Annotated in this window: 17 protein-coding genes; 9 read left to right on the top strand and 8 right to left on the bottom strand. The window is 62.8% G+C overall.

The features are described from left to right. Positions 1–11 precede the first annotated feature (11 nt). On the bottom strand, positions 12–425 hold the full coding sequence (locus tag ACWGTI_RS24320) for a hypothetical protein (RefSeq protein ID WP_454589474.1): 414 nt from the start codon (positions 423–425) through the stop codon (positions 12–14). A 131-nt stretch (positions 426–556) separates the two neighbouring features. Further along, positions 557–2131 (bottom strand): FAD-dependent monooxygenase, encoded by a 1575-nt coding sequence (locus tag ACWGTI_RS24315; protein ID WP_454589473.1) that lies wholly within the window; start codon positions 2129–2131, stop codon positions 557–559. A gap of 341 nt (positions 2132–2472) precedes the next feature. Between ACWGTI_RS24315 and ACWGTI_RS24310 the strand changes: the two genes are divergently transcribed. The 4 genes from ACWGTI_RS24310 to ACWGTI_RS24295 all read left to right on the top strand — a co-directional run bounded on the left by ACWGTI_RS24310 (position 2473) and on the right by ACWGTI_RS24295 (position 8989). Then, a complete protein-coding gene (locus tag ACWGTI_RS24310) occupies positions 2473–2943 on the top strand; it encodes a MarR family winged helix-turn-helix transcriptional regulator (RefSeq protein ID WP_454576846.1) in 471 nt (156 codons plus the stop codon). Then, a complete protein-coding gene (locus ACWGTI_RS24305; RefSeq protein WP_454589472.1) occupies positions 2940–4133 on the top strand; it encodes an HlyD family secretion protein in 1194 nt (397 codons plus the stop codon). The genes ACWGTI_RS24310 and ACWGTI_RS24305 overlap by 4 nt, the downstream gene beginning before the upstream one ends. A gap of 341 nt (positions 4134–4474) precedes the next feature. Continuing rightward, positions 4475–6010, top strand: coding sequence for a DHA2 family efflux MFS transporter permease subunit (locus ACWGTI_RS24300; protein ID WP_454589471.1), 1536 nt, complete (start codon positions 4475–4477; stop codon positions 6008–6010). A gap of 297 nt (positions 6011–6307) precedes the next feature. Further along, positions 6308–8989, top strand: coding sequence for an EAL domain-containing protein (locus ACWGTI_RS24295; protein ID WP_454589470.1), 2682 nt, complete (start codon positions 6308–6310; stop codon positions 8987–8989). A 14-nt stretch (positions 8990–9003) separates the two neighbouring features. Here the strand turns inward: ACWGTI_RS24295 and ACWGTI_RS24290 are convergent, their stop codons facing one another. Both ACWGTI_RS24290 and ACWGTI_RS24285 read right to left on the bottom strand, forming a co-directional pair. Next, on the bottom strand, positions 9004–9438 hold the full coding sequence (locus tag ACWGTI_RS24290; protein ID WP_454589486.1) for a CAP domain-containing protein: 435 nt from the start codon (positions 9436–9438) through the stop codon (positions 9004–9006). Between the two features lie 282 nt (positions 9439–9720). Beyond that, the gene (locus ACWGTI_RS24285; protein WP_454589469.1) at positions 9721–9864 is read right to left on the bottom strand and encodes a hypothetical protein; all 144 of its coding nucleotides are present in this window, start codon (positions 9862–9864) and stop codon (positions 9721–9723) included. 38 nt (positions 9865–9902) lie between these two features. On the opposite strand from ACWGTI_RS24285, the gene ACWGTI_RS24280 reads away from it, so the two are divergent. Further along, the gene (locus ACWGTI_RS24280) at positions 9903–10727 is read left to right on the top strand and encodes a DUF2189 domain-containing protein (protein ID WP_454589468.1); all 825 of its coding nucleotides are present in this window, start codon (positions 9903–9905) and stop codon (positions 10725–10727) included. 20 nt (positions 10728–10747) lie between these two features. On the opposite strand, the gene ACWGTI_RS24275 is transcribed toward ACWGTI_RS24280, so the two are convergent. From ACWGTI_RS24275 to ACWGTI_RS24265, 3 genes are all read right to left on the bottom strand, one after another. Next, complete coding sequence (locus tag ACWGTI_RS24275; RefSeq protein WP_454589467.1) at positions 10748–11380, bottom strand: LysE family translocator; 633 nt, start codon at positions 11378–11380, stop codon at positions 10748–10750. Between the two features lie 106 nt (positions 11381–11486). Further along, positions 11487–13448 carry a pilus assembly protein TadG-related protein gene (locus tag ACWGTI_RS24270; protein ID WP_454589466.1) on the bottom strand — a complete coding sequence of 654 codons (1962 nt, stop codon included), beginning with the start codon at positions 13446–13448 and terminating at the stop codon, positions 11487–11489. Between the two features lie 194 nt (positions 13449–13642). Continuing rightward, the gene (locus tag ACWGTI_RS24265; RefSeq protein ID WP_454589465.1) at positions 13643–15601 is read right to left on the bottom strand and encodes a pilus assembly protein TadG-related protein; all 1959 of its coding nucleotides are present in this window, start codon (positions 15599–15601) and stop codon (positions 13643–13645) included. Between the two features lie 337 nt (positions 15602–15938). Here ACWGTI_RS24265 and ACWGTI_RS24260 point away from each other — a divergent pair, with 337 nt between their 5' ends. Together ACWGTI_RS24260 and ACWGTI_RS24255 are read left to right on the top strand one after the other, a co-directional pair. Continuing rightward, a complete protein-coding gene (locus ACWGTI_RS24260; protein ID WP_454589464.1) occupies positions 15939–16799 on the top strand; it encodes a TIGR01459 family HAD-type hydrolase in 861 nt (286 codons plus the stop codon). A gap of 10 nt (positions 16800–16809) precedes the next feature. After that, on the top strand, positions 16810–17793 hold the full coding sequence (locus ACWGTI_RS24255; RefSeq protein WP_454589463.1) for a bifunctional riboflavin kinase/FAD synthetase: 984 nt from the start codon (positions 16810–16812) through the stop codon (positions 17791–17793). 12 nt (positions 17794–17805) lie between these two features. On the opposite strand, the gene ACWGTI_RS24250 is transcribed toward ACWGTI_RS24255, so the two are convergent. Continuing rightward, the gene (locus tag ACWGTI_RS24250; protein ID WP_454589462.1) at positions 17806–18360 is read right to left on the bottom strand and encodes an HdeD family acid-resistance protein; all 555 of its coding nucleotides are present in this window, start codon (positions 18358–18360) and stop codon (positions 17806–17808) included. Between the two features lie 232 nt (positions 18361–18592). On the opposite strand from ACWGTI_RS24250, the gene ACWGTI_RS24245 reads away from it, so the two are divergent. Both ACWGTI_RS24245 and ileS read left to right on the top strand, forming a co-directional pair. Further along, positions 18593–19381: a MipA/OmpV family protein gene (locus tag ACWGTI_RS24245; RefSeq protein WP_454589461.1), complete on the top strand. Its 789-nt coding sequence runs from the start codon at positions 18593–18595 to the stop codon at positions 19379–19381. Positions 19382–19607: 226 nt separating this feature from the next. Beyond that, positions 19608–22529, top strand: a complete 2922-nt coding sequence (gene ileS / locus ACWGTI_RS24240) for an isoleucine--tRNA ligase (RefSeq protein ID WP_454589460.1) — start codon at positions 19608–19610, stop codon at positions 22527–22529. Positions 22530–22585: the final 56 nt, after the last annotated feature.

Below are 22585 nucleotides of genomic sequence, written 5' to 3'. Positions count from 1 at the left end.
TGGATTTAAGTCTAATGGGAGGATGAAGCGGCAAGCCGTGCCGAGCCCGCCAATGCCGCCAGGTGAGCAACTACGAACAGGATGTGCGCCGCAGTTGTGACGTAGCCGACGACGAGCACGTCGGCGGCGATGAAGAACTGCCAGAACGCGAGGTTTACGGTTCCAAGCAGCGCGTGCACGGCAGCCAGGAAGGCGTGCCAGGTGCCGGCGTAGGCGATGCGCCACAACGTCACCCCGATGATGAGGGCTAGGCCGTGCGCCTCGATGAAGCCGATGCCGGCGCCCGGCGCATCGCCGAGCAGGGCAGCCTCGGCGCCGGTGCCGAAGAACGAGCCGGCAAGGTCGGTGGTGAGCCCGCCGGCCGATGCAAGGATCAGAAAGCCGGCATTGAAGCGGACGAGCAGTTTTCCAAAGAAGGGGTCCATAGTCGATTCCTTTCGGTTTGAGGAGGTCGGCCGCGGCGCGCAGGTACGCGCACACGGCGAGTGCCGATGGCGAAACAAAGAGGCAGGGTTCGGATTGATCAGCGCCGGCCGCTCAGGCCGGTGCCGAAGCGTCAGGCCAGGCTGTGCATGGTGCCCGCCACCCGATAGGGCGCCCGCTCGGCAGTCCTCGGCCTGATGGCAAGTCCGGCGAGATAGCGCTGGAAGCCGGCTGCCTCCTGGACGAGCGAGGCCAGCGCGACATGGCCGTCCGGCCTCACCAGGTAGGCGCCGTCGCGCTGCAGGCCGGCTTTCGCAGCCATGTCCGACCAAGCGAAGATATGGATAGGAATGCCGGTCGAGGCGAGCATCGCCCGGAACTCGGCATTGGCCTCGCCATAGACATGCACCTGCCAGTCGAGCGAGCGCAGCGGGTCGAAATTGTCGCCGCTCGCGGACGTGACATAAGGCAGGCGGTCGCCGCCCTTCACCGTGCCGGCCTTGCCGCTGCTGATCGCACTTTCGCGGTATTGAATGCAGGTCTGCGAAATCAGCCCGAAGAAGGCTCGCGATCCCCAGGCCGTGCCGAGCCCGATGCGCAGGATCTTCGGCATCAGATAGCGGCGGAACAGGCCGACCAGGCGCGAGCGGCTGGTGGCGACCCGAAATGCCTGGTCGGTGCTATCGATCAGCTTGCGGGCAAAGGCGATGCGCTCCGGCTCGTAGCTGTCGAGCAGGCGCGGATCGGCGCGGCCCTGCACCACGGCGGCGAGTTTCCAGGCGAGGTTCACCGCATCGCCCATGCCGGTGTTCATGCCCTGGCCACCGGCCGGGCTGTGGATGTGCCCGGCATCGCCGACGAGGAAGACACGGCCGACGCGAAAGCGGTCGGCGACTCGGTGATGGACGCGGTAGGTCGAGAACCAGTTGACCTTGTCGATCGCCACCCCGGTGTCACGCTCGATATCGGCGCGGATCGCCTCGAAGCTGATCGTCTCGTCGGCTTCATGCGCCTTCGGCACGATGCCGATCAGGCGCAGCGAACCCGACTGCCGTACCGGCATGACGATCGCAAACCCGTAAGTGCTGATGACGGTGTCCATGCCGTTGCGGGTGACATCGCCACGGCCGTCGACGTCGACGACGTAAAAGGCCTGCTCGTAGGTGCCGCCGGGAAAGCTGATGCCGAGCCCGTGGCGCACCGCGCTGCGGGCACCGTCGCAGCCCGCGAGATAGGCGGCGCTGACCGTCTCATCCGCGTCGTTCTTGCGGAGGGTGGCGACGACAGAACCGCCCTTGTCCTCGAAACCGACAAGCTCCGTGTTGCGCTCGACCTGCACGCCGGCGCGCTCCAGATGCGCGATCAATATGCGCTCGTGCACATCTTGCGGCAGTGCGAAGGCGAAGGGGTAGGGGCTGATGCCGCGACCGAAATCGGCAAGCGGCAGCCTCGCGGCAATGCCGGCCGGCGTGTGCACGGTCAGCTGTTCGATCTTCACGCCGGCGGCGAGCACATCCTCGACGATTCCAATCTGGCGATGGAATTCCAGCGTGCGGGCCTGGACGGCGAGCGCCCGCGATGTCTCGCCGGGGCCGGCATCCTTGTCGAAGAGGCGAACCGGAACGCCGAGCCGGGTGAGCCAAAGCGCGAGCGTCAGGCCGGTGGGGCCGGCACCGGCAATGAGGACTTTTGTTTGAGCCGTGCTCATTTTCTTCTCCTTGAATAGTGCGAACTTTTTCATGTTCGCGCAACCGCTTGGGGGCGCCTTGGCGCCAAGCCGGGTCAGTCGGCCGTTTCGCCAGCACGCTCTCTTTCGGCGTTTCGGAGGCTGAAATCCCGATCGGTTTCTGAATATTTTCCGATGTTTTTTGGCGGTCGGCGTTGATGACTCGACAGTGTGAACAAATGTCGCCAGTGTCATTCGCAACCGGCTTTGATTGTGCCGGGTCGCTAGCCACGATCGCTTTTGGATGGCTGCCATCCCTGTTTGCCGGCTCTGGCGCAATGCGGTACCTTGAATAGTAAGCACGCTTATTATATATACCGCTCATGGTTTCCGACGGCATAGATAGATTGGGCTTTTTGATCCACGACGTGCAGCGCCTGATGCGCAAGCGCTTCGAGGCGCGCGCCAGCGGGCTTGGCCTGTCCTCGGCGCAATGGCGGCTTCTGGTTCGCGTCGCCAAGGAGGCCGGCGTGGCTCAGGCGCGGCTTGCCGAACTGCTCGAAATCGAGCCGATCAGCGTCTCGCGTCTGGTCGACCGGATGGAGGAGGGCGGCTGGATCGAACGCCGACCTGACGCGACCGACCGGCGTGTGCGCATGATCTTCCCGACCGCCAAGGCGAATGCGGCCTATGCCGACGTCAAAAGCCTTGCCGGTGAGGTCTATGAGGAATCGCTGGTCGGCGTTTCACCGGAGGATCGCCGCGTGCTGATCCGGGCGCTGGACACCATCGTGCAGAACCTTGCCGACGGCGAGACGTCGTCTCTGAAGAGTACGGAAGGGGCAGCGGCATGAACGCGGCAGCCAAGATAGACGAGAATGTGACCGAGCTCGAAATGGAAGCGCCGGCACAGGCCGAAGCGCCGGCACAGCCGGCCGCCGCTCCTGTCGCGGTGACTCCGCAGGTACAGCCGGCGCCGGCTCCGAAAAAGCCGCGCCGCCTCGGTCGCTTGCTGTTGATGGTCGTCCTGCCGGCGGCGCTGGCCATTGGCGGCGGCTATGTCTGGGTGACTGGCGGTCGCTACCAGGAGACCGAGAACGCCAATTTGCAGCAGGCCAAGGTGTCGATCGCCTCGAATACGGCCGGCCGCATCGTTCAGGTCGACATTTCGGACAACCAGTTGGTCAAGCAGGGCGATGTGCTGTTTGCCGTCGATCCCGAGCCCTACCGGATCGCGTTGGCCCAGGCCGATGCGGCGGTTGCGGTCGCACGCGTCGGCATCGAACAGTTGCGCGCGGCCTACAGCCAGGCGATGGCGCAGGAGAAGTCCGACGCCAGCCAGGTCGACTATGCACAGTCGCAGTATGACCGCGCGGCCGACCTTGCCCAGAAGGGCATCAACGCCAAATCCTCGCTGGACGAGGCCAAGAACGATCTCGACAAGGCGAGGCAACAGCTGGCAGTGGCCCAGCAGGGCATCGTCAGCGCCAAGGCCGCTCTCGCCGGCAATCCCGATATCGAGACCGACAAGCACCCGACGGTGATGGCGGCACTCGCCGCGCGCGACAAGGCCGCCTACGATCTGGCGCAGACCACGGTCAAGGCGCCGGCGGACGGCGTCATCAGCCAGGCCTCCTCCTTCAAGGTCGGTCAGTATGTCGGCTCCGGCACGCCTTTGTTTGCCCTGGTCGAGACCGGCGACACCTGGATCGATGCCAATTTCAAGGAAACCCAGCTCACCCATATGAAAACCGGCCAGAAGGCCGAGATCGTGGTCGACACCTATCCGGGCCGCGCCTTCGAGGCGACAGTCAAGGCGATCGGCGCCGGCACTGGCGCGGAGTTCTCCCTGCTGCCCGCCCAGAACGCGACCGGCAACTGGGTCAAGGTCACCCAGCGCATTCCGGTGCGCCTGGAACTCACCGATGCCGACGCCAAAATGGCTCTGCGCACCGGCATGAGCGCCTCGGTTACGGTGGACACCGGCGTTGCCCGCGGATTGCCGGCCATCTTCGGCCACGCCACCGCGGGTGAGGCACAATAGACTGTGAGTGGACCGTGATCCCGAACAGCAGGATCACGGCCGCGCAGGAATGCTCGCTCAGGCGATATGAGATGACAGGATTGGTCCGATGGCGGGTTGTGCGAGGATGGGTTGGACCGGGCCGCATCGTGGCCTGACCGTAACCTGACCATCTCGGCACCGCCCCTTCGGTCCTAGGATTTCCGGGCGGCAAGCGCCTGATGTGTTGAGACTTTCGGTCGATGTAACCCCCACATCGATAGATCGCGTCCCACCGCGATGAGGGTCTCTTCACCAGAGAAGGCATCGCCGCCCGGAAGCCTAGTGTACACGTTTTTGTTACCTGCCGGAAGTTCCGCATCATGAGTACGCCAGAACCTTTCAAGGAAGTGCCGCATCGCGGCCTGATCACCGTGGCGTTGATGCTGGCGACCATCATGCAGGCGCTCGACACCACCATTGCCAATGTCGCGCTGCCGACCATGACCGGCGATCTCGGCGCCTCGCCCGACAACATCAACTGGGTGCTGACCTCCTACATCGTTGCCGCCGCCATCATGACACCGGTGACCGGCTGGCTGGCCGACCGCTTCGGTCGCAAGGAACTGTTCCTGGCGGCGGTAGTCGGTTTCACCGTGTTCTCGATGCTGTGCGGCATAGCCTGGAGCCTGGAGAGCATAGTTTTCTTCCGGCTGATGCAGGGCGTGTTCGGCGCGGCCATCGTGCCGCTGTCGCAGACCTTCCTGCTCGACATCAACCCCAGGGAACGCCACGGCCAGGCGATGGCCATCTGGGGCGCCGGCATCATGCTGGGGCCGATCCTGGGCCCGACGCTCGGCGGCTGGCTGACCGAGAATTTCAACTGGCGTTGGGTGTTCTTCATCAATTTGCCGGTCGGCATCATCGCCTTTCTCGGGATGGCCGCCTATCTGCCGGTCGTTGCCCGGCGGGTGCGCAGCTTCGATTTCTTCGGTTTCGCCATGATCTCGCTCGGCGTCGGCGCGCTGCAGCTGCTGCTCGACCGCGGCGGCGAGGTCGACTGGTTTTCCTCGGTCGAAATCTGGATCGAGCTGGCTCTTTCGATCACCGGCTTCTGGGTGTTCATCATTCACACGGTGACCGCGGAACGTCCTTTCATCGACCCCAAAATCTTCCTCGACCGCAACTTCGTCACCGGGCTGGCCTTCATCTTCGTCATGGGCGTGCTCATCCTGGCCTCGATGTCGCTGCTGCCGCCGATGCTGTCGACCATCTTCGGCTATCCGACCGTCACCATCGGTGTCGTCCTGGGGCCGCGCGGTGTCGGCACGATGATTTCGATGCTCGTTGTCGGGCGGCTTATGAGCAGGATCGACGCCAGGATTCTCGTCGTCATCGGCTTTCTCTTGACCGCCCAATCTCTCTATACGATGGCGGGCTTCACGCCGCAGATGGACAATTGGCTGATACTCAGCTCCGGCGTGATCCAGGGGCTCGGCATGGGCATGGTGTTCGTGCCGTTGTCGACGGTGGCCTTCGCCACCCTCGACGTGCGCTTTCGCACCGACGCCACAGCCCTCTTCAGCCTGGTGCGCAATCTGGGTTCCTCGATCGGCGTGTCGGTGGTGACGGTTCTCCTGGTGCGCAACACGCAGGTCAATCACACCGAGCTTTCGGCCTTCATCAACCCGTTCAACCCAAATCTGTGGGCGCTCTCATCGGCGGCGGCAGGTGGCGACCCGATGGCGCTTTCGCAGATGGATCGTATGGTCAACATCCAGTCGATGATGATCTCCTACGTCAACGACTTCAAACTACTGATGATGATGACGCTGATTGCCATCCCGTTTGTGTTTCTGTTGCGCAAGCCGAAGACGGCCCCGGCCGCCGGCGCGACGCCTGCGGCACATATGGATTGAGACGCGCGTCGAGATTTGCCGACATCAGATGATGTTGTCGGCCGCACCCTGCGAATATGTAAGGTCCGGCGATTCTCGGGATGATCGCAAAATTCTCCAGACATAGAAGAATGTCGATTCTATAGCGTCAATAGCGATCTGACGACGGCATTTGGATTTAAGGTAACCAGGACCCTTCACCTCTGATTTCGGTTCGGTTTATATGCCGTTAGTACATAAGTAACACTATCAACAGACTGTCGCATGGCTCATAAATGATTTTTGCGTTCTTTCAGACCCAGCTGGGAGAAGGTCTGTTTGGTTACGAAATCATCCAGGAAATCCCCCGAAACGGCCCAGTCGGTCGGCTTGGCCGCATTGGCAAAGCTGGCCGGCGTTTCCTATGGGTCGCTGGAGCATGAACTGCGGGCGACGATCACCGCACTTGAAGGACAGGCGCTGCGCTTCGAGACGGTGATCGAGAACGTTTCGCAAGGCATCTGCTTTTTCGACCGCGATGAGCGGCTGATCCTGAGCAATCGCCGTTATGCGGAAATCTACTGCCTCGCACCCGAGCAGTTGCGGCCTGGCCTGACGCTGAGCGAAATCGTTGAGCGCCGCAGTGCCGCCGGCACAGCAGCGCTGACCACAGACGCCTATCTGGCGATGACGAGATCGGTCAATTCGGGCAAGGCGCCGAGGACCTGGACCGCCAAACTCGCCGACGGCCGGACCATCCAGATTTACAATCAGCCGATGTCCGACGGCAGTTGGGTGGCCACGCACGAGGACATTACCGATCTCATCGCCAATCGACAGATTGTCGACGAACGCCTCTCGTTGCAGGCACTGATAGACTGGGTGCCCAATTATCTCTGGGTCAAGGATACGCAAAGCCGCTTCATCGTCGTCAACAGCGCACTTGCGAATGACAGTGGCCGCGACAAGACCGCCGACATGATCGGCTTGACCGATTTCGATATCCATCCCCCGGACGTTGCGCAGAAGTTTCGGCAAGTCGAACAGTCGGTGCTCGAAAGCGGACAACCTTTGATCGATGCGGAGGAGTTTGTCGTCGATGCGTCGGGCACCGTAAAATGGTTCTCGTCGACCAAGGTGCCGTTGCGCAATGCTCAAAACGAGATTTTCGGTCTGGTTGGCATCGCCCGCGACATCACGGCCCGCAAGCGGGCGGATGTCCTGCGCAGCGGACAGGCAAACATCCTGGAGATGATTGCGACGAGCGCCCCGCTCGAGAACGTGCTCGACAGCCTCATGCACTTGGTCGAGTCACAGTTGAAGGGGATTTTCGGCTCCGTCCTGCTGCTCGACAAGGATGGCATGCATTTGCGGCACGGTGCGGCGCCGAGCCTGGCCAAAGCCTATATGAGCGCCATCGATGGATCTGCCATCGGCCCCAAGACAGGGTCGTGCGGAACCGCCGCCTACCGGCGCGAACCGGTTGTCGTCACCGACATCCTGCAGGATCCGCTCTGGGAGGATTACCGCGACCTCGCGGCGCCCTATGGCTACCGTTCGTGCTGGTCGACGCCGATCCTGTCGCATCAGGGCATCGTGCTGGGCGTCTTTGCCATGTATTCGATGAGCGTGCGCGAGCCGACCGAGACCGAGACTCGCCTGATCGAATTCACCACCCACATTGCCGGTATAGCGATCGAGCGCAAACGGGCTGAAGACCAGATCCACTTCATGGCCAACCATGACGCGCTGACCGGGCTACCCAATCGCGCCTTGCTGGAGGATCGGCTTTCCCAGGCCGTTCTCTACGCGCAGCGCTACAATCGCTGGGTGACGGTGGTTTTCATCGATCTCGACAACTTCAAACTGGTGAACGATACGTTGGGCCACAATGCCGGCGACGAACTCCTGAAGACTGTTGCGAGCCGGTTGGTTGGATGCGTGAAGGCGACCGACACCGTCGTGCGGCTTGGCAGCGATGAATTCGTCATCGTCCTGTTCGATCAACCCGCCAATGTCGATGTCATCTCGGAAACCCTGCAGACGATCAGGGATGCGCTTGCCGAGCCCGTTTCTGTGGCCGAGCATCGCCTGCGTTTAACGGCCAGCATCGGCATCGCAAATTACCCGAAGGACGGGACGAGCCCGGATAGGCTGTTGGCCAATGCCGATGCCGCCATGTATCGCGCCAAGGAATTCGGTCGCGACAATTTCCAGTTCTATGCCCCCGAGTTCAACTCAAGCGCACATGAAAAATTCCTGCTTCAGGAGGAATTGCGAAACGCGCTCGCCCGTTCGGAGTTCGCGCTGCTCTACCAGCCGCAGGTCGATCTGCGGTCGGGTCAGATCCTGGCCGTCGAAGCCCTGGTCCGCTGGAACCACCCGGCGCGAGGCGTGGTGTCGCCGATGATGTTCATCCCGACCGCCGAGGAGACCGGGCTGATCGTGCCGATCGGCGACTGGATCCTGCACGAAGCCTGCCGGCAAAACAAAGCCTGGCAGCGCGCCGGTCTGGCGCCCGTCACCGTCTGCGTCAACGTGTCGGCGCGGCAGTTCAGGGAGAAGAACCTGATCGACCGCGTCGTCAACGCATTGAAGGAAAGCGGCCTGGAAGCCAGGTATCTCGAGCTCGAAGTGACCGAAAGCCTGATCATGCAGGATTTCGAGTTGGCGGTTGCAACGATGAACGGACTGCAAGAGCTCGGCGTTCAGATCTCGATCGACGATTTTGGAACCGGTTATTCCAGCCTCAGCGCGCTCAAGACCTTTCCGGTGCAGCGGCTGAAGATCGACAAGTCCTTTATCGACGACCTCGCGACCGACGAGAACGATCAGGCGGTTACCAGTGCCGTCATCTCATTGGGTCAAAAGCTGAACCTGAGGGTCCTTGCCGAAGGCGTCGAGACAGAGGACCAGGTCACCTTCCTGCGCAAGAATAATTGCGACGAAATGCAGGGTAACTATTTCAGCAAACCGCTGTCGGCCGGGGATATCGGCGAACTCATCGCGCGCAACCGTTGAGCGCTCGGCTGGCCCTATTTTCCGAGCACCAGGCTCCAGTAACGGATAGCGCCGTCGCGCCCGTCGCGCACATAGGCAAGGCCGAAGCGGCTGAAATCCGGATCGAGCATGTTGCGGCGGTGGCCGGCCGAATGCATCCAGATGTCGAACAGTTTCTGCTGGTCGAACCGGCCCTCGGCGATGTTCTCGGCGGCGGCGCCCCGCACGCCATTGTCCTTCATCCGCGACGCGAAATCCTTGCCCCAGCCTGTCGTGTGGCTCATGCGTTCGCGCGAGGCCATGTAGCCTGCCTGCTGGAGAGCGGCCTGCTCGAGCTGTGCGTCCGGCGCCAGCGCCGGCAGCCCGGACGAGGCGCGGATGCCGGCCAGCGTCGCGGTGGCGGAGGACGAGACACCGGCGCCTTGCCCGGTCGGCACCGAGACCGTGCTGCAAGCCGCGAGCCCGGCCATGGCTGCAAGGCCGATCAGCAGCAAGCGCCTGTTTGGTTTTGCACGCGTTGCGCCAGAGCGGGTTTGCGTGAGCGGATGATTGGTGGTGCCGATCCGTGTCATGTCTGCCTGACTTAGCGGCGATCATGGCTTTTGCCGGGCAGGGCGCGCAGAAAAAATCGAAGTGTTGGAGATTGTGCCGATTGCTCCAGGTTGATTGGAAGCGCGCTCGGGCGCGCCGGACCTGCGCCCTGACTATGGCCCGCATTACTATGCCGCCTTCGTGGTCGATGCGGACCGCGATCACGTCGAAGCGGTCTTCGACGCGCCGGCATAGGAGCGCGCGCTGATTTCCCAGTGTCGATGAAAATCGCGTGATGCGGCGACTTTTCCCTCGATGTCGGCTATGATGCCGTCGTTCTTGAAGTGGCAGCTGCGGGCGGCCATCCAGGCGATGACCGCCCCCGACACACGGGAGGAAGGGTATGGCCGGCTTTCATGTCATGGCGGACGCGCACGGACTGCATGTGCAGCCCACGGTGCGTCGTATCACCACCGCCGACCTCTGGGATGCGCTCAAGCTCGGTCTCGACGATTTCGGGGCCAAGCCGTCGCACTACGTGTTCCTCTGCCTGATTTATCCCGTCGTCGGCCTGATCCTGACGCGGTGGACCTCTGGCTCCAACGCCTTCCAGCTCATCTATCCGCTGATGTCGGGCTTCGCCCTGGTCGGCCCGTTCGCGGCGATCGGCCTCTACGAGATCAGCCGCCGGCGCGAACGCGGCATGGACACGTCCTGGCGTCACGCGCTTGACGTGCGCCGCTCGCCGGCATTGCCGTCGATCGCGGTGATCGGCGCCATGCTGCTGGTGCTGTTCCTGTTGTGGATGTTCACCGCGCAGTCGATCTACACCAGCCTGTTCGGCGATCAGCCGCCGGCTTCGATCGCCGGATTTCTGAGCGAGGTGCTGACGACCAGCAAGGGCTGGACGCTGATCCTGGTCGGCAATGCCGCCGGTTTCATCTTTGCCGTGATCGTGCTGGCGACGACGGTGGTCGCCTTCCCGCTGCTGCTCGACCGCGACGTCGGCGCGGTAGCGGCCATCGAGACCTCGGCGCGCGCGGTGATGGCAAATCCGCTGGAGATGCTGCTGTGGGGGCTCCTGGTCGCCGTGCTTCTGGTGATCGGCTCGATCCCGCTGTTTGCCGGGCTCGCCGTGGTCATGCCGGTGCTTGGCCATGCCACCTGGCACCTCTACCGCAAGGTGGTGGAGCCGGCGCGCGCCCAGCAGATACGGCGGCCGATGTAGTCTCGGCGCTCTGCGTCCGATCAGCGTTGTGCGTCGGTTGCCATTTTGAGCGCCAGCGCGGCGAGCACCGTGCCCATCATCCAGCGCTGGATGACCATCCATAGCGGCCGTCCGGCGAGGAAGGCGGCGATTGAACCGGCCGTCACCGCGATGATGGCATTGACGGTCAGGCTGATCGAAATCTGCGTGGCGCCGAGCACCAGAAGCTGCGACAGCACGTGGCCTTTGCCCAGCGAGATGAACTGCGGCAGCAGCGACAGATAGAGCACCGCCACCTTGGGGTTGAGCAGATTGGTCATCAGGCCCATGGCGAACAGCTTGCGGGGCCTGTCCTTCGGCAGTTCGCGCACCTGAAACGGCGAGCGTCCACCGGGCCGCACCGCCTGCCAGGCGAGCCATAACAGATAGAGCGCGCCGGCGATGCGCAGCGCGTCATAGGCGAACGGCACGGCAAGCAGCAGCGCGGTGATGCCCAGCGCAGCCGATACGACGTAGAACAGAAAGCCGACCGCCACGCCGCCGAGCGAGATCAGCCCGGCCTGCGGTCCTTGCGACAGCGAACGCGAGATCAGGTAGATCATGTTCGGCCCGGGCGTCAGCACCATGCCGAGGCAGACCAGCGCGAAGGCGAGATGGTTGGCGGTTTCGGGCACGAGTATGTCTCCGGGAAGCGCTTGACCTTTGCCTCGCCGGACACTGGCGCGCAAGGGCTTGGCGGCGCCGACCGTTACGCCAGAGTCGAAAACCGGCGAACGCGTCTCAACTCACCACGCGCAGGTTCGACAGTTCGTTGGCGATTTCCTTGAAATTGTCCGACAGCGTGGCGCCCGTTGCATTCCAGAACAGTTTTGCAGGCTTGGTCGGGTCGGTCGGATCCTTGCGGAAGCGCGAGTCGGACGAACACGTCTTCAGCGCGTCCATCGCACTCTTGTCGCCGGCGTCGGTCGTCGACATGTCGAGCGCCACCGTCATCACCATGATGTTGGCGGCCTTGGCGTTGTTGCACAAAGTCGCCATCTGCTCGTTGAGTGCGGCGGTGTAGTTGCTCGACGAATAGTTGAACTGGCCTATGGCGCTCGACGTGCCGCCGAACAGGCGGGTGACCGAGGTGCCGTTGTAGCCGACGCCGGTATAGCCATAGCCGGCATAGGTCGACTTGTTGCCGGCCGGGTCGGAGCTCACCGTCGAATAGGTGTTCTCGCCGTCGGTAAGCACGATGACCACCTTGTCGTTGCCGCGCTCGGTCTCTGGCCGTCCCTCAGTGAAGGGCTCGGTGCTGGAGACGGTGCGCCAGCCCCAGGCCATGCCTTCCGGCACATTGGTGTTGCCGTTGGGCGCCATCAGGTCGATCGCGGCCTTGATCTTGGCCAGCCCGGTGGCGTCGGTGACGTCGGTCAGCGGCGTGACCGGCGTCGTGGTGCAGCTGTAGTTAGGCCCGGCGCCTGTCGACAGCACCGGCGCATTGATTGGCCGTGGCTGGAAATACTTGGCCATGTTGGACTGCCTGGTCTTGCCGGTGATGCTCGACGGGTCGTCGTTCCACCAGCTGTTGGCGGCTCCATAGGTCGCCGGCTTTGCCTCGTCCGGATCCTGCGTCACATACCAGTGGTTGCCCGGCTCGTCTGGCGCAAACATCGGCACGAACATGGTCGCGGGGTCGCCGACGCTGGTGCCGGTGTTGTTTGGGCCGCCGGAGGCCGGCGCGTCGTTGACATTATAGGGGTAGGGTCGCACCTCGACACAGCCTTGCCAGCTGGCGAACGGGCCGTAAGTGTCATTGTAGTCGTATTCGTCGTGGCTGCGCTTGCAGGTGTGGTTGGACCGGTATTCGTCGCAGACCACGCGCTTGCTGCCGACGATACGCTCGTGGCTGGTGACGACCTTCATGTCACGGTAGAGCGAGAAGCGTGTCAGCATCTGGCCTTCCTGCTCGCCCCAGCCGGTGCCCTTCTTGTACCAGATGCCACCGATCTTCTGGGCATATTTGTCGGCGGCGTTCAGCGTCGACCAGTCGAAATTCTCGTTGTGGACAGGCGACAGCCCATAGGCATCGATCCATGACGCGTTGTCGTTGCTGGCGCCGACATTGACCGATGCGGCGAACGGCACCAGGCTGAACTGGACCGGCTTGTCGATCTGCTTGATCATTGCCGCCTGTGAGGCGAGCGTGTCGACCAGCTGCTTTGCGGCCTGCTTGAGCAGGTCGATGCGCTTTTGTCCGGAGCCGGTGCCGGGTGTCGACATCGAGCCAGAATTGTCGAGCACCATGGCCACTTCCAGCGTGTTCTTCAATCGCACCTGCGAGCACACCGAGTAATCGATGTTGCCTGACGTCCTGCCGATCAACATCGACGCTGCCGGCAGGAAATAGGGCTTGTAGACCAGGCTGGCGCAAAGCTTGACGATGCCGCCGCCGGTCGTGCTGCTGGGCAGCGTGACGTCGAGCGTCGTGTTGGCGGGGTCGACGTCGTTGAGATTTGCCTTGAAAAAGTCGAGCGCATAGGCCCGCAACTGGTCGTCGGTGGCGCCCTCCACCAGCCGTCGCGCGGTGGCGAAGTTGGCGGCGTCGAGCGCGTTGACCACTCTCTGCTTCTCGCTGACCATGCCGCTGAAGTCGACGGCCATCGCCACGCCGCCCATCAGCGGCACCATGGCCAGAACGGTCACGAGAGCATAATTGCCGCGCCGGTCGCGCCAGAAGTCACGCCAGAATTTGCGCATGTGATGTAAGCGGCCCCGCCTGCGGATTCTTCAATGCCGCCACACTTTCACAAAACGCTGAAGGACGGGTTTGGGAAACCGCTCGATTGCGCTGCCAGCGCTTCACCAAGCGCTAACCAAATGGGGGCTGTGATGAGGTCGCCTCACAAAAATGCCCGCCATAGTGGCGGGCACCTTCCTTGGAAATCTGCAGATCAGCCGACGATACGCAGGTTGGACAGTTCGTTCGCGATTTCCTTGAAATCGTCCGACAGCGTCGCACCGGTGGCGTTCCAGTAGAGCTTTGCCGCCAGGCCCGTTTGGGGGTCCTTGCGGAAGCGCGAGTCCGACGAGCATTCCTTCAGCGCCGCCATGGCCTTCTTTTCGTCCGCCTTGGTGTCGACGAGGTCGAGCGAGACGGTCATGACCAGGATGTTGTTCGCCTTGGCATTGGCGCAAAGCGTCTTCATCTGCTGGTCGAGCGCGGCGGTGTAGTTGGTGGAGGTGTAGGTGGCGCTGTCCACGCTCGTGTTCATGAACAGGCGAGTGACACTGCTCAATGCGGTATTGACCAGACCGGTGTAGCCATAGGCGGCATAGGTCGATCTGTTGTTGGAACTGCTGCCGTCGCTGACGGCGGTATAGGTGTTGGCGCCGTCGGTCAGCACGATGACCACCTTGTCGTTGCCCTTTTCGCTGTTCGCCCGGCCGTCGGTGAAGGGCGCATTGCTCGATACCGTGCGCCAACCCCAGGCCAGGCCTTCCGGAACGTTGGTGTTGCCGGTCGGCGCCATGTCGTCGATGGCATCGTCCAGTTCCTGTTTCTGGGCTTCGATGGTCACGTCCTTCAGCGGCGTGATCGGATTGGTCGTGCAGGCGGCATTCGGGCCATCGCCTGTTTGCGGCATAGTCGAATTATAGGGTTTGACCAGAAAATATTTACGCATGTCCGACTGCCGCTGCTTGGCGCTCACAGCAGTCGGCCAGTCGGCCCACCAGTTATTGTCGGACTTCGGAACGTTGGCCCAAGCAATAACATCGTTGGCGGTGTCGTGATCGAAATTGAGCCAAAGAGTGCCGGCCTCGTCCGGTGCGAACATCGGCACGAACAGCGTGGCCGGGTTGGCGGTAGTCGGGGTCGTGTCGTCGTCATTGTATGGATACGGCCTTGCCTCCACGCAGCCCTGCCAGCTCGCGTAGCGGCTTGTGGTGTAAACGTATTGCGGGGGTGGAGTGATCCAATGGCCAGACTTGCAGGTGCCGTCCTTCTTGGTGACGTCGCAGACATATTGTTTCGGGGGGGTCACATCTTCGCGGCCGGATTCCACAGTCATGTCGGAATAGAGGCTGAAGCGGGTCAGCGGCTCATCCTTCGTATCCCCCCAGTCCGCCCCGCGCTTGTACCAGACGCCGTTCACCTTCTCGGCATATTTGTTGGCATTGTTTTGTTTGCTCATCGTCGTCCAGTCGAAATTCTCGTGGTGGATCGGCGAGACGCCTTTCTGATCCATCCAGCTGTCCTGGTCGTGGTCGGGACCGACATTGACCGACGCCGAAAACGGAACCAGCGAGAACTGCACAGGCTTGGAAATCTGCTTCATCTGCTGTGCTTGCAGCGCCAGCGTGTCGACGAGCTGCTTGGCGGCCTCCTTCAAGAGGTCGATGCGCTTTTCGCCGGTGCCGGAGCCGAGCGAGCTCATCGATCCCGAATTGTCGAGCACCAGCGCAACCTCGAGTGTGTTCTTGAGACGAACTTCGGAGGTGGCTGTCAGGTGCACATCGGTATCACCGGACGATTTGCCAAGCATCCACGCCGCGACCGGCAGAAAGTATGGCTTGAACGTCAGCGTCGCCTGAAGTTTCAGCGTGCCGCCGCCGGCGTTGTTGTTGGGCAACGTCACGGTCAAAGTCGTGTTGGCCACTGGGACGTGGCCAAGATTGGCCTCGAAAAAATCCTTCGCATAGGCCTTGACCGCCGTGTCGCCCGCGCCGGAAACAATCTGCTGGGCGGTGGCGATGCCTGCGGCATCGAGTGCGTTCAGCGTGGCCTGGCGCTCGCGGATCAGCTCGGCATAGTCGATGGCGATCGCCAGCGCGCCCATCAAGGGCACCATGGTGATAACCGTCATCAAGGCATAATTGCCGCGTCTGTCGCTCAGAAATCTGCGGATCATGCCTTCAGCACCCCTGCCAGGACCCAAATGTCGAATATCGGCACGAAAATGCCCACAAATCGTTAAATTTCAGGTTGCTGGAATACGTCCAAGATCGGCCCATCTTTTCAAGGCTCGTTAACCACTCGGCCCTGACATCGGCGATGCGACGTTTTTCGATCGACTGAAGCTTCGGGGAGTACGCTTGCTCGTGTTGCAGCCGCTATCAGCCATGGCTCGACGGCGTCGAAAACGCCGAAAGCTGGTGACAGGATGAAACGCTTCGGTTAATGCGGGGCCGGTTGCGGCGGACCGTCGGCTGCAGCTCTCGCAACGATCGTCACATCAGGAAAACGGCATGGCGGATTCGCCTGACATCATCGGCTCGCTCGCGGATTTGTCGGGAGCCTACTCGGCCATCCTGTGCGATGTCTGGGGCGTGATCCACAATGGCGAATGGCATTTCCCGGCCGCCGCCGAGGCGCTTGCCGCCGCGCGTGCGGCCAAGCTCCCGGTTGTCCTGATCACCAATTCACCGCGCCGCAATGCCGATGTGGTGGCGCAGATGAATGCGATCGGCGTCCCCACCGCCGCCTATGACCGTGTCGTCACATCAGGCGATGTAACCCGCGACCTCATCGCCGAAGGCCCGCGAAAAATCTTCCACATCGGCGCCGACCGCGATTTTACCCTCTATGACGGTCTCGATATCGAGCTCGTCGAGGAGTTCGAGGCCTCCGGCGTCGTCTGCACAGGCCTGTTCGACGACGAGGTGGAAACACCCGAGGATTACGCCGAACTGCTGCGCCGCTTGCGGGCCAGGAACCTGCCTTTCATCTGCGCCAATCCCGACATCGTGGTCGAGCGCGGCGAGCGCATGATCTGGTGCGCCGGGGCCCTGGCTCGCGACTATGCCCAGCTCGGCGGCCGCACGCTGATTGCCGGAAAGCCCTATGCGCCGGTTTATGATGCAGCGATGCGGGAGATCGCCTTGCTTCTCGGCCGCGACGTCGAGCGCTCCGAGGTGCTGGCCATCGGCGACGGCATGATGACCGACGTCAAGGGCGCCGCCGACAATGGTATCGACGTGCTTTACGTGTCTGGCGGCATTCATGCGCGCGACTATGGCGATGCCATGCAGCCGGACCCCGCCAGGCTTGTGGCTTTTCTGCAAAAGCACGGCTACCGGCCGGTCGCCGTCATTCCGAGACTGCGGTAGGGTCGCTTCCATGAGCGCAGCCTTCGAACATATTTCCGCGACCGCGCCGCTGCCTGCGCATTTGCGTGGTGGCGTGGTGGCGATCGGCAATTTCGACGGCGTCCACCGCGGCCACCAGGCCGTGCTCGACCGCGCGCTTGCCGAAGCCAGGCGGCGCGGCGTGCCGGCGCTGGTGCTGAGCTTCGAGCCGCATCCGCGCAAGGTGTTCAGGCCCGACATGCCGCTGTTCGTGCTGACGCCGCCGCCGATGAAGGCGCGGCTGTTGTCGCATCTGGGCTTTGCAGCGCTCGTCGAACAGCCGTTCACGCGCGCCTTTGCCGGCCTGTCGGCCGAGACTTTCGTCACCGATGTGCTGGAGACGAACCTCGGCATCACCCATTCCGTCACCGGCTTCGATTTCCACTTCGGCAAGGACCGGCAAGGCGGCCCGGCCTTTCTGATGGCGGCAGGCGAGCGCCACGGTTTCGGCGTCACTTTGGTCGACGCCTTTCGCGACGAAGGCGCCGAGGTGGTGTCGTCGAGCCGCATCCGCGCATTGTTATGCGAGGGCGAAGTCGCCAAGGCCGCCGGCCTGCTCGGCTACCGCTTCACCGTCGAAACCGAAGTCATCGGCGGCCAGCAGCTCGGCCGCACGCTCGGCTATCCGACAGCCAACATGAGGCTTTCTCCAGAAGCGACTCTGAAGGAAGGGATTTATGCCGTCCGCTTCCGCCGTGCCGACGGCGCGCTTTATGACGGTGTGTCCAGCTTCGGCCGCCGCCCGACCGTCGACGACAATGGCGCGCCGTTGCTCGAAACCTTTGTCTTCGACTTTTCCGGCGATCTCTATGGCGAGATCTGCGAAGTCTCGTTCTTCGGCTTTTTGCGCCCCGAGGTGAAGTTCGACGGGCTCGATGCGCTGGTGGCGCAAATCAAGCGCGACGAGACGGAGGCACGCGCGCTGCTGGCCGGCGTCAGGCCACTTTCAGACCTGGACAGCGCGATCGCTTTTTGAGCTTTCGCCCGCTTACCTCTTCAAGGCCAGTCCGAGAGCGATGAAGCTCCAGCCCTGGAAGATCAGGTCGATGGCCAGGAACAGGCCAAGCACCCAAAGGCTGTTGACCGGCCAGCCCATGGCGATGGTCAGGCCCGCCAGCACGCTGACCAGGCCGGCCGCGACGACCCAGCCCCAACCGTTTTCCGGCCGGTGGCTGTAGCCGACCCAGGCCCTGAGCGCGCCTGAAGCGACCAGCGCCACCGCCAGCAGGAAGGTCAGCACCGTCGATGCGAGCAGCGGATTGTCGAAGGCGAAGAAGCCGGCAACCGCATAGAGCAGGCCACTGAGCAGCCAATAGAAGAAACGACCCCAGGTCTTGACGCCGAAGGCATGCACGATCTCGATGACGCCGGCCATCAGCATCAGCCAGCCGACGACGTAGACAGAGGCGACGGTGGCGATGAACAGATTGCCGAAGGCAATGCCGCCGAAGACGAGCAGCAGCACGCCGAGCGCGACGAACCACCCCCATTTGTCTCGTGTCCGGCCGATCGCGTCTTTCAGGGTGTCGCCGTGCAGGGTCATAGCCGCATCTCCTCAGAGGTCACTTTGCATCAAAGATCGCCTGGCATGTTGCCATAGCTGAGGTTAGTCTTGGCGGCGGTGCCCGTCCAGCGATGGCAAGCGGCCCTGAGCGAACCCAAACCGTGCTTCTCTATCTCGGATTTAAATCAAATTTTACCAAGCGGCCTTCAAAGCTGTGACTGGGGCGCGGCTGTATCGTGTTAGTGGAGTGACCATGAGTCCGGTCAGGAAAATGTCTGCGGTTTTGGCGGCTGTGATGCTGAGTGCGCCGGCAGTGGCCAATGCGGGCGAGGGCACCTTCGGCTGGCTGTCGGGCGACTGGTACCTGACGCTCGGCGCCACCGGCATGGTCGCACCGAAATTCGAGGGCTCCAACAGCCTTCTGCTCAGCGCCACGCCGATCATCTCGCTGGGCAAGGTCGGCCCCGCTGCCCGCTTCACCTCGCGCAATGACAACATTTCGCTGGCGCTGGTCGACGATGGCGGCGTCCGCGCAGGCCTGACCGGAAAGTTCCTGTTTTCGCGCAGCAGCAAGGACGAGCTGAAAGGCCTCGACCCGGTGCGTTGGGGCGGCGAGGTCGGCGGTTTCTTCGAGTTTTACCCGACGGACTGGTTGCGCGCCCGCGCCGAACTGCGTCACGGTATCCGTGCCCATGACGGCTTTGTCGCCGACATCGCCGCCGATGCCTTCTACGATATCACGCCGACGGTCCGGATTTCGGGCGGCCCGCGCGTGTCGTTCGCCTCGTCGGGCTATTTCGACTCCTACTACGGCGTCAACGCCAAGGAGGCCGCAGCCTCGGGCCTCAGCGAATACCATCCCGGCGGCGGCCTGAAATCCACCGGCCTCGGCGCCGCCATCACCTGGAAGGTGACGGAGCCGATGACCGCCAGCCTGTTCGGCGAATATGCGCGCCTGATGGGCCCGGCTGCCGATTCCAGCCTGGTCAAGGAGCGCGGCGAGCGCGACCAGTTCACGGTCGGCGTCTCGACCACCTACCGTTTCAACTTTTCAATGTAGGCGATTCCGCGCTTTATTCCTGCCGTGGCTTCGGCTAAAAGCCGGGCATGACCAGCTTTTCGCGCCTTTTCGCGATCGCGATACGAATTACAGGCCCGGTGTTCCGGGTGGCCTGAGCGCCGCCGGAGCCGCCGGGAGTTTCTGCGCGCCCCCTCGCGCTTTTTCCAAATCATGATAGTTCAACGCCCGAGCCTCGATGCCGCCGGGCAATGCACATGGCAGACCAATGACAGACACTGTTGAAACGATCGACTATTCCAAGACGCTTTACCTGCCGCAGACGGATTTCCCGATGCGCGCCGGCTTGCCGGAGAAAGAGCCGCTGCTGGTCAAGCGCTGGCAGGACATGGACCTTTATCGCAAGCTGCGCGAGGAGGCCGCCGGCCGCGAAAAATACGTGCTGCACGATGGCCCGCCCTACGCCAACGGCAACATCCATATCGGCCATGCGCTGAACAAGATCCTCAAGGACGTCATCACCCGCTCGTTCCAGATGCGCGGCTACGACTCCAACTATGTGCCGGGCTGGGACTGCCACGGCCTGCCGATCGAATGGAAGATCGAAGAGCAGTACCGCGCCAAGGGCAAGAACAAGGACGAGGTGCCGGTCAATGAGTTCCGCAAGGAATGCCGCGACTTCGCCGCGCACTGGATCACCGTACAAGGCGCGGAGTTCCAGCGGCTCGGCGTCGTCGGCGACTTCAAGAACCCCTATACGACGATGGCCTTCCACGCCGAGTCGCGCATCGCCGGCGAGCTGTTGAAGTTCGCCATGTCGGGCCAGCTCTACCGCGGATCCAAGCCGGTGATGTGGAGCGTCGTCGAACGCACCGCGCTGGCCGAAGCCGAGGTCGAGTACCAGGACTATGAGAGCGACACGATCTGGGTGAAGTTTCCGGTGTCGCAGAAGTCACCCGAATTGCGGGATGCTCATGTCGTCATCTGGACGACGACCCCATGGACCATCCCGGGCAATCGCGCCGTCAGCTATTCGCCGCGGGTTGCCTATGGGCTCTACGAGGTTACCGCAGCTGAGAACGCCTTTGGACCGCAGCCGGGCGAAAAGCTGATCTTTGCCGACGCGCTGGCCGAAGACTCGGCGGCCAAGGCCAAGGTCACTTTGAATCGCCTTCACAATATTTCGGCAGAACAGCTTGAAAGCCTTACGCTTTCGCACCCCTTCAAAGGGCTTGGCGGCGGCTATGAATATCCGGTGCCGACGATCGCAGGCGAGCATGTCACCGACGATGCCGGCACCGGCTTCGTCCACACCGCGCCCAGCCATGGCCGCGAGGATTTTGACGCCTGGACGGATGCCGCATCGGACCTGCAGGCGCGCGGCATCGACACCGCGATCCCGTTCCCGGTCGACGATGCCGGCTTCTTCACCAAGGACGCGCCGGGCTTCGGTCCGGATCGCGAGGGTGGGGCGGCGCGCGTCATCGACGACAACGGCAAGAAGGGCAACGCCAACCAGGCCGTCATCGACGAACTGATCAAGCGCAACGCGCTGTTCGCGCGCGGCCGTCTGAAGCACTCCTATCCGCACTCCTGGCGTTCGAAGAAGCCGATCATCTTCCGCAACACGCCGCAATGGTTCGTCTATATGGACAAGGACCTTGGCGACGGTACGACGTTGCGTAGCCGGGCGCTGAAGGCCATCGACGATACCCGTTTCGTGCCGGCGGCCGGCCAGAACCGCATCCGCGCCATGATCGAGGAGCGCCCGGACTGGGTGCTGTCGCGCCAGCGCGCCTGGGGCGTGCCCATCGCCGTCTTTGCCGACGAGGACGGCAATGTGCTGAAGGACGAGGCGGTCAACCAGCGCATCATGGACGCTTTCGAACAGGAAGGCGCCGACGCCTGGTTCGCGGAAGGCGCCAAGGAGCGTTTCCTCGGCAACCACGATGCTTCCAGATGGAAGCAGGTCATGGACATCCTCGACGTCTGGTTCGATTCGGGCTCGACGCATGTCTTCACGCTCGAGGACCGGCCGGATCTCAAATGGCCGGCCGACGTCTATCTCGAAGGCTCCGATCAGCATCGCGGCTGGTTCCACTCCTCGCTGCTCGAGAGCTGCGGCACCACGGGCAGGGCGCCCTACGACACCGTCGTCACCCATGGCTTCACCATGGACGAGGAGGGGCGCAAGATGTCGAAATCGCTCGGCAACACGGTGGTGCCGCAGGACGTCATCAAGCAGTCTGGCGCCGATATTTTGCGGCTGTGGGTGGTGACGACAGACTATTGGGAAGACCAGCGGCTCGGCAAGAACGTGCTGCAGACCAACATCGACGCCTACCGCAAGCTCCGCAACACCATCCGCTGGATGCTGGGCACGCTCGCCCATGACGATGGCGAGGAGGTGCCGCTGGAAAAGATGCCGGAACTGGAGCGGCTGATGCTGCACCGGCTGGCCGAGCTGGATGAGGTCGTGCGCTCGGGCTACGACGCGTTCGAGTTCAAGCGCATCACCCGCACTTTGCTCGACTTCATGGTGGTCGAGCTGTCGGCCTTCTATTTCGACATCAGGAAGGACGCGCTCTATTGCGATGGGCCTTCCAGCGTGAAGCGCAAGGCCTCGGTGCAAGTGGTGCGCCACCTCTTCGACTGCCTGGTGAAATGGCTGGCGCCGATGCTGCCCTTCACCACGGAAGAAGCCTGGCTCGACCGTTATCCCGATGCAGTCTCGTTGCATCTCGACCAGTTCCCTGAGATTCCAGCCAACTGGAAGAACGAGACGCTGGCGGAGAAATGGCGCAAGGTGCGGCAGGTCCGCCGTGTCGTCACCGGGGCCCTTGAGATCGCACGGGCGCAGAAGGTCATCGGCTCATCGCTGGAAGCCGTGCCCGTCGTGACCCTCGACGATGCCGCGCTCGAAGCCGCGATCGCCGATGTCGACATGGCCGAAATGGCGATCACCAGCGATCTCGTCATCGCCCATGGCAAGGCGCCGGAAGGCGCCTTTGCGCTCGACGATGTCAAAGGTGTCGCCGTCGTGGTCGAAAAGGCCGAGGACCGCGGCCTGGTCAAATGCGCCCGCTCCTGGCGCTATACGGCCGATGTCGGGCAGGACGCCGAATTCCCCGACGTTTCGGCGCGCGATGCCGCGGTGCTGCATGAACTGCAGGCGCTGGGACGTTTGTGAGCGTTCATAGGCCGTGCACAAAAGCCACGCCGCGTGGGCGAAAACCGCCCGCGCGT

Source organism: Mesorhizobium sp. ArgA1, from assembly GCF_053714375.1.
This window is presented reverse-complemented; position numbering and strand designations above follow the sequence as displayed.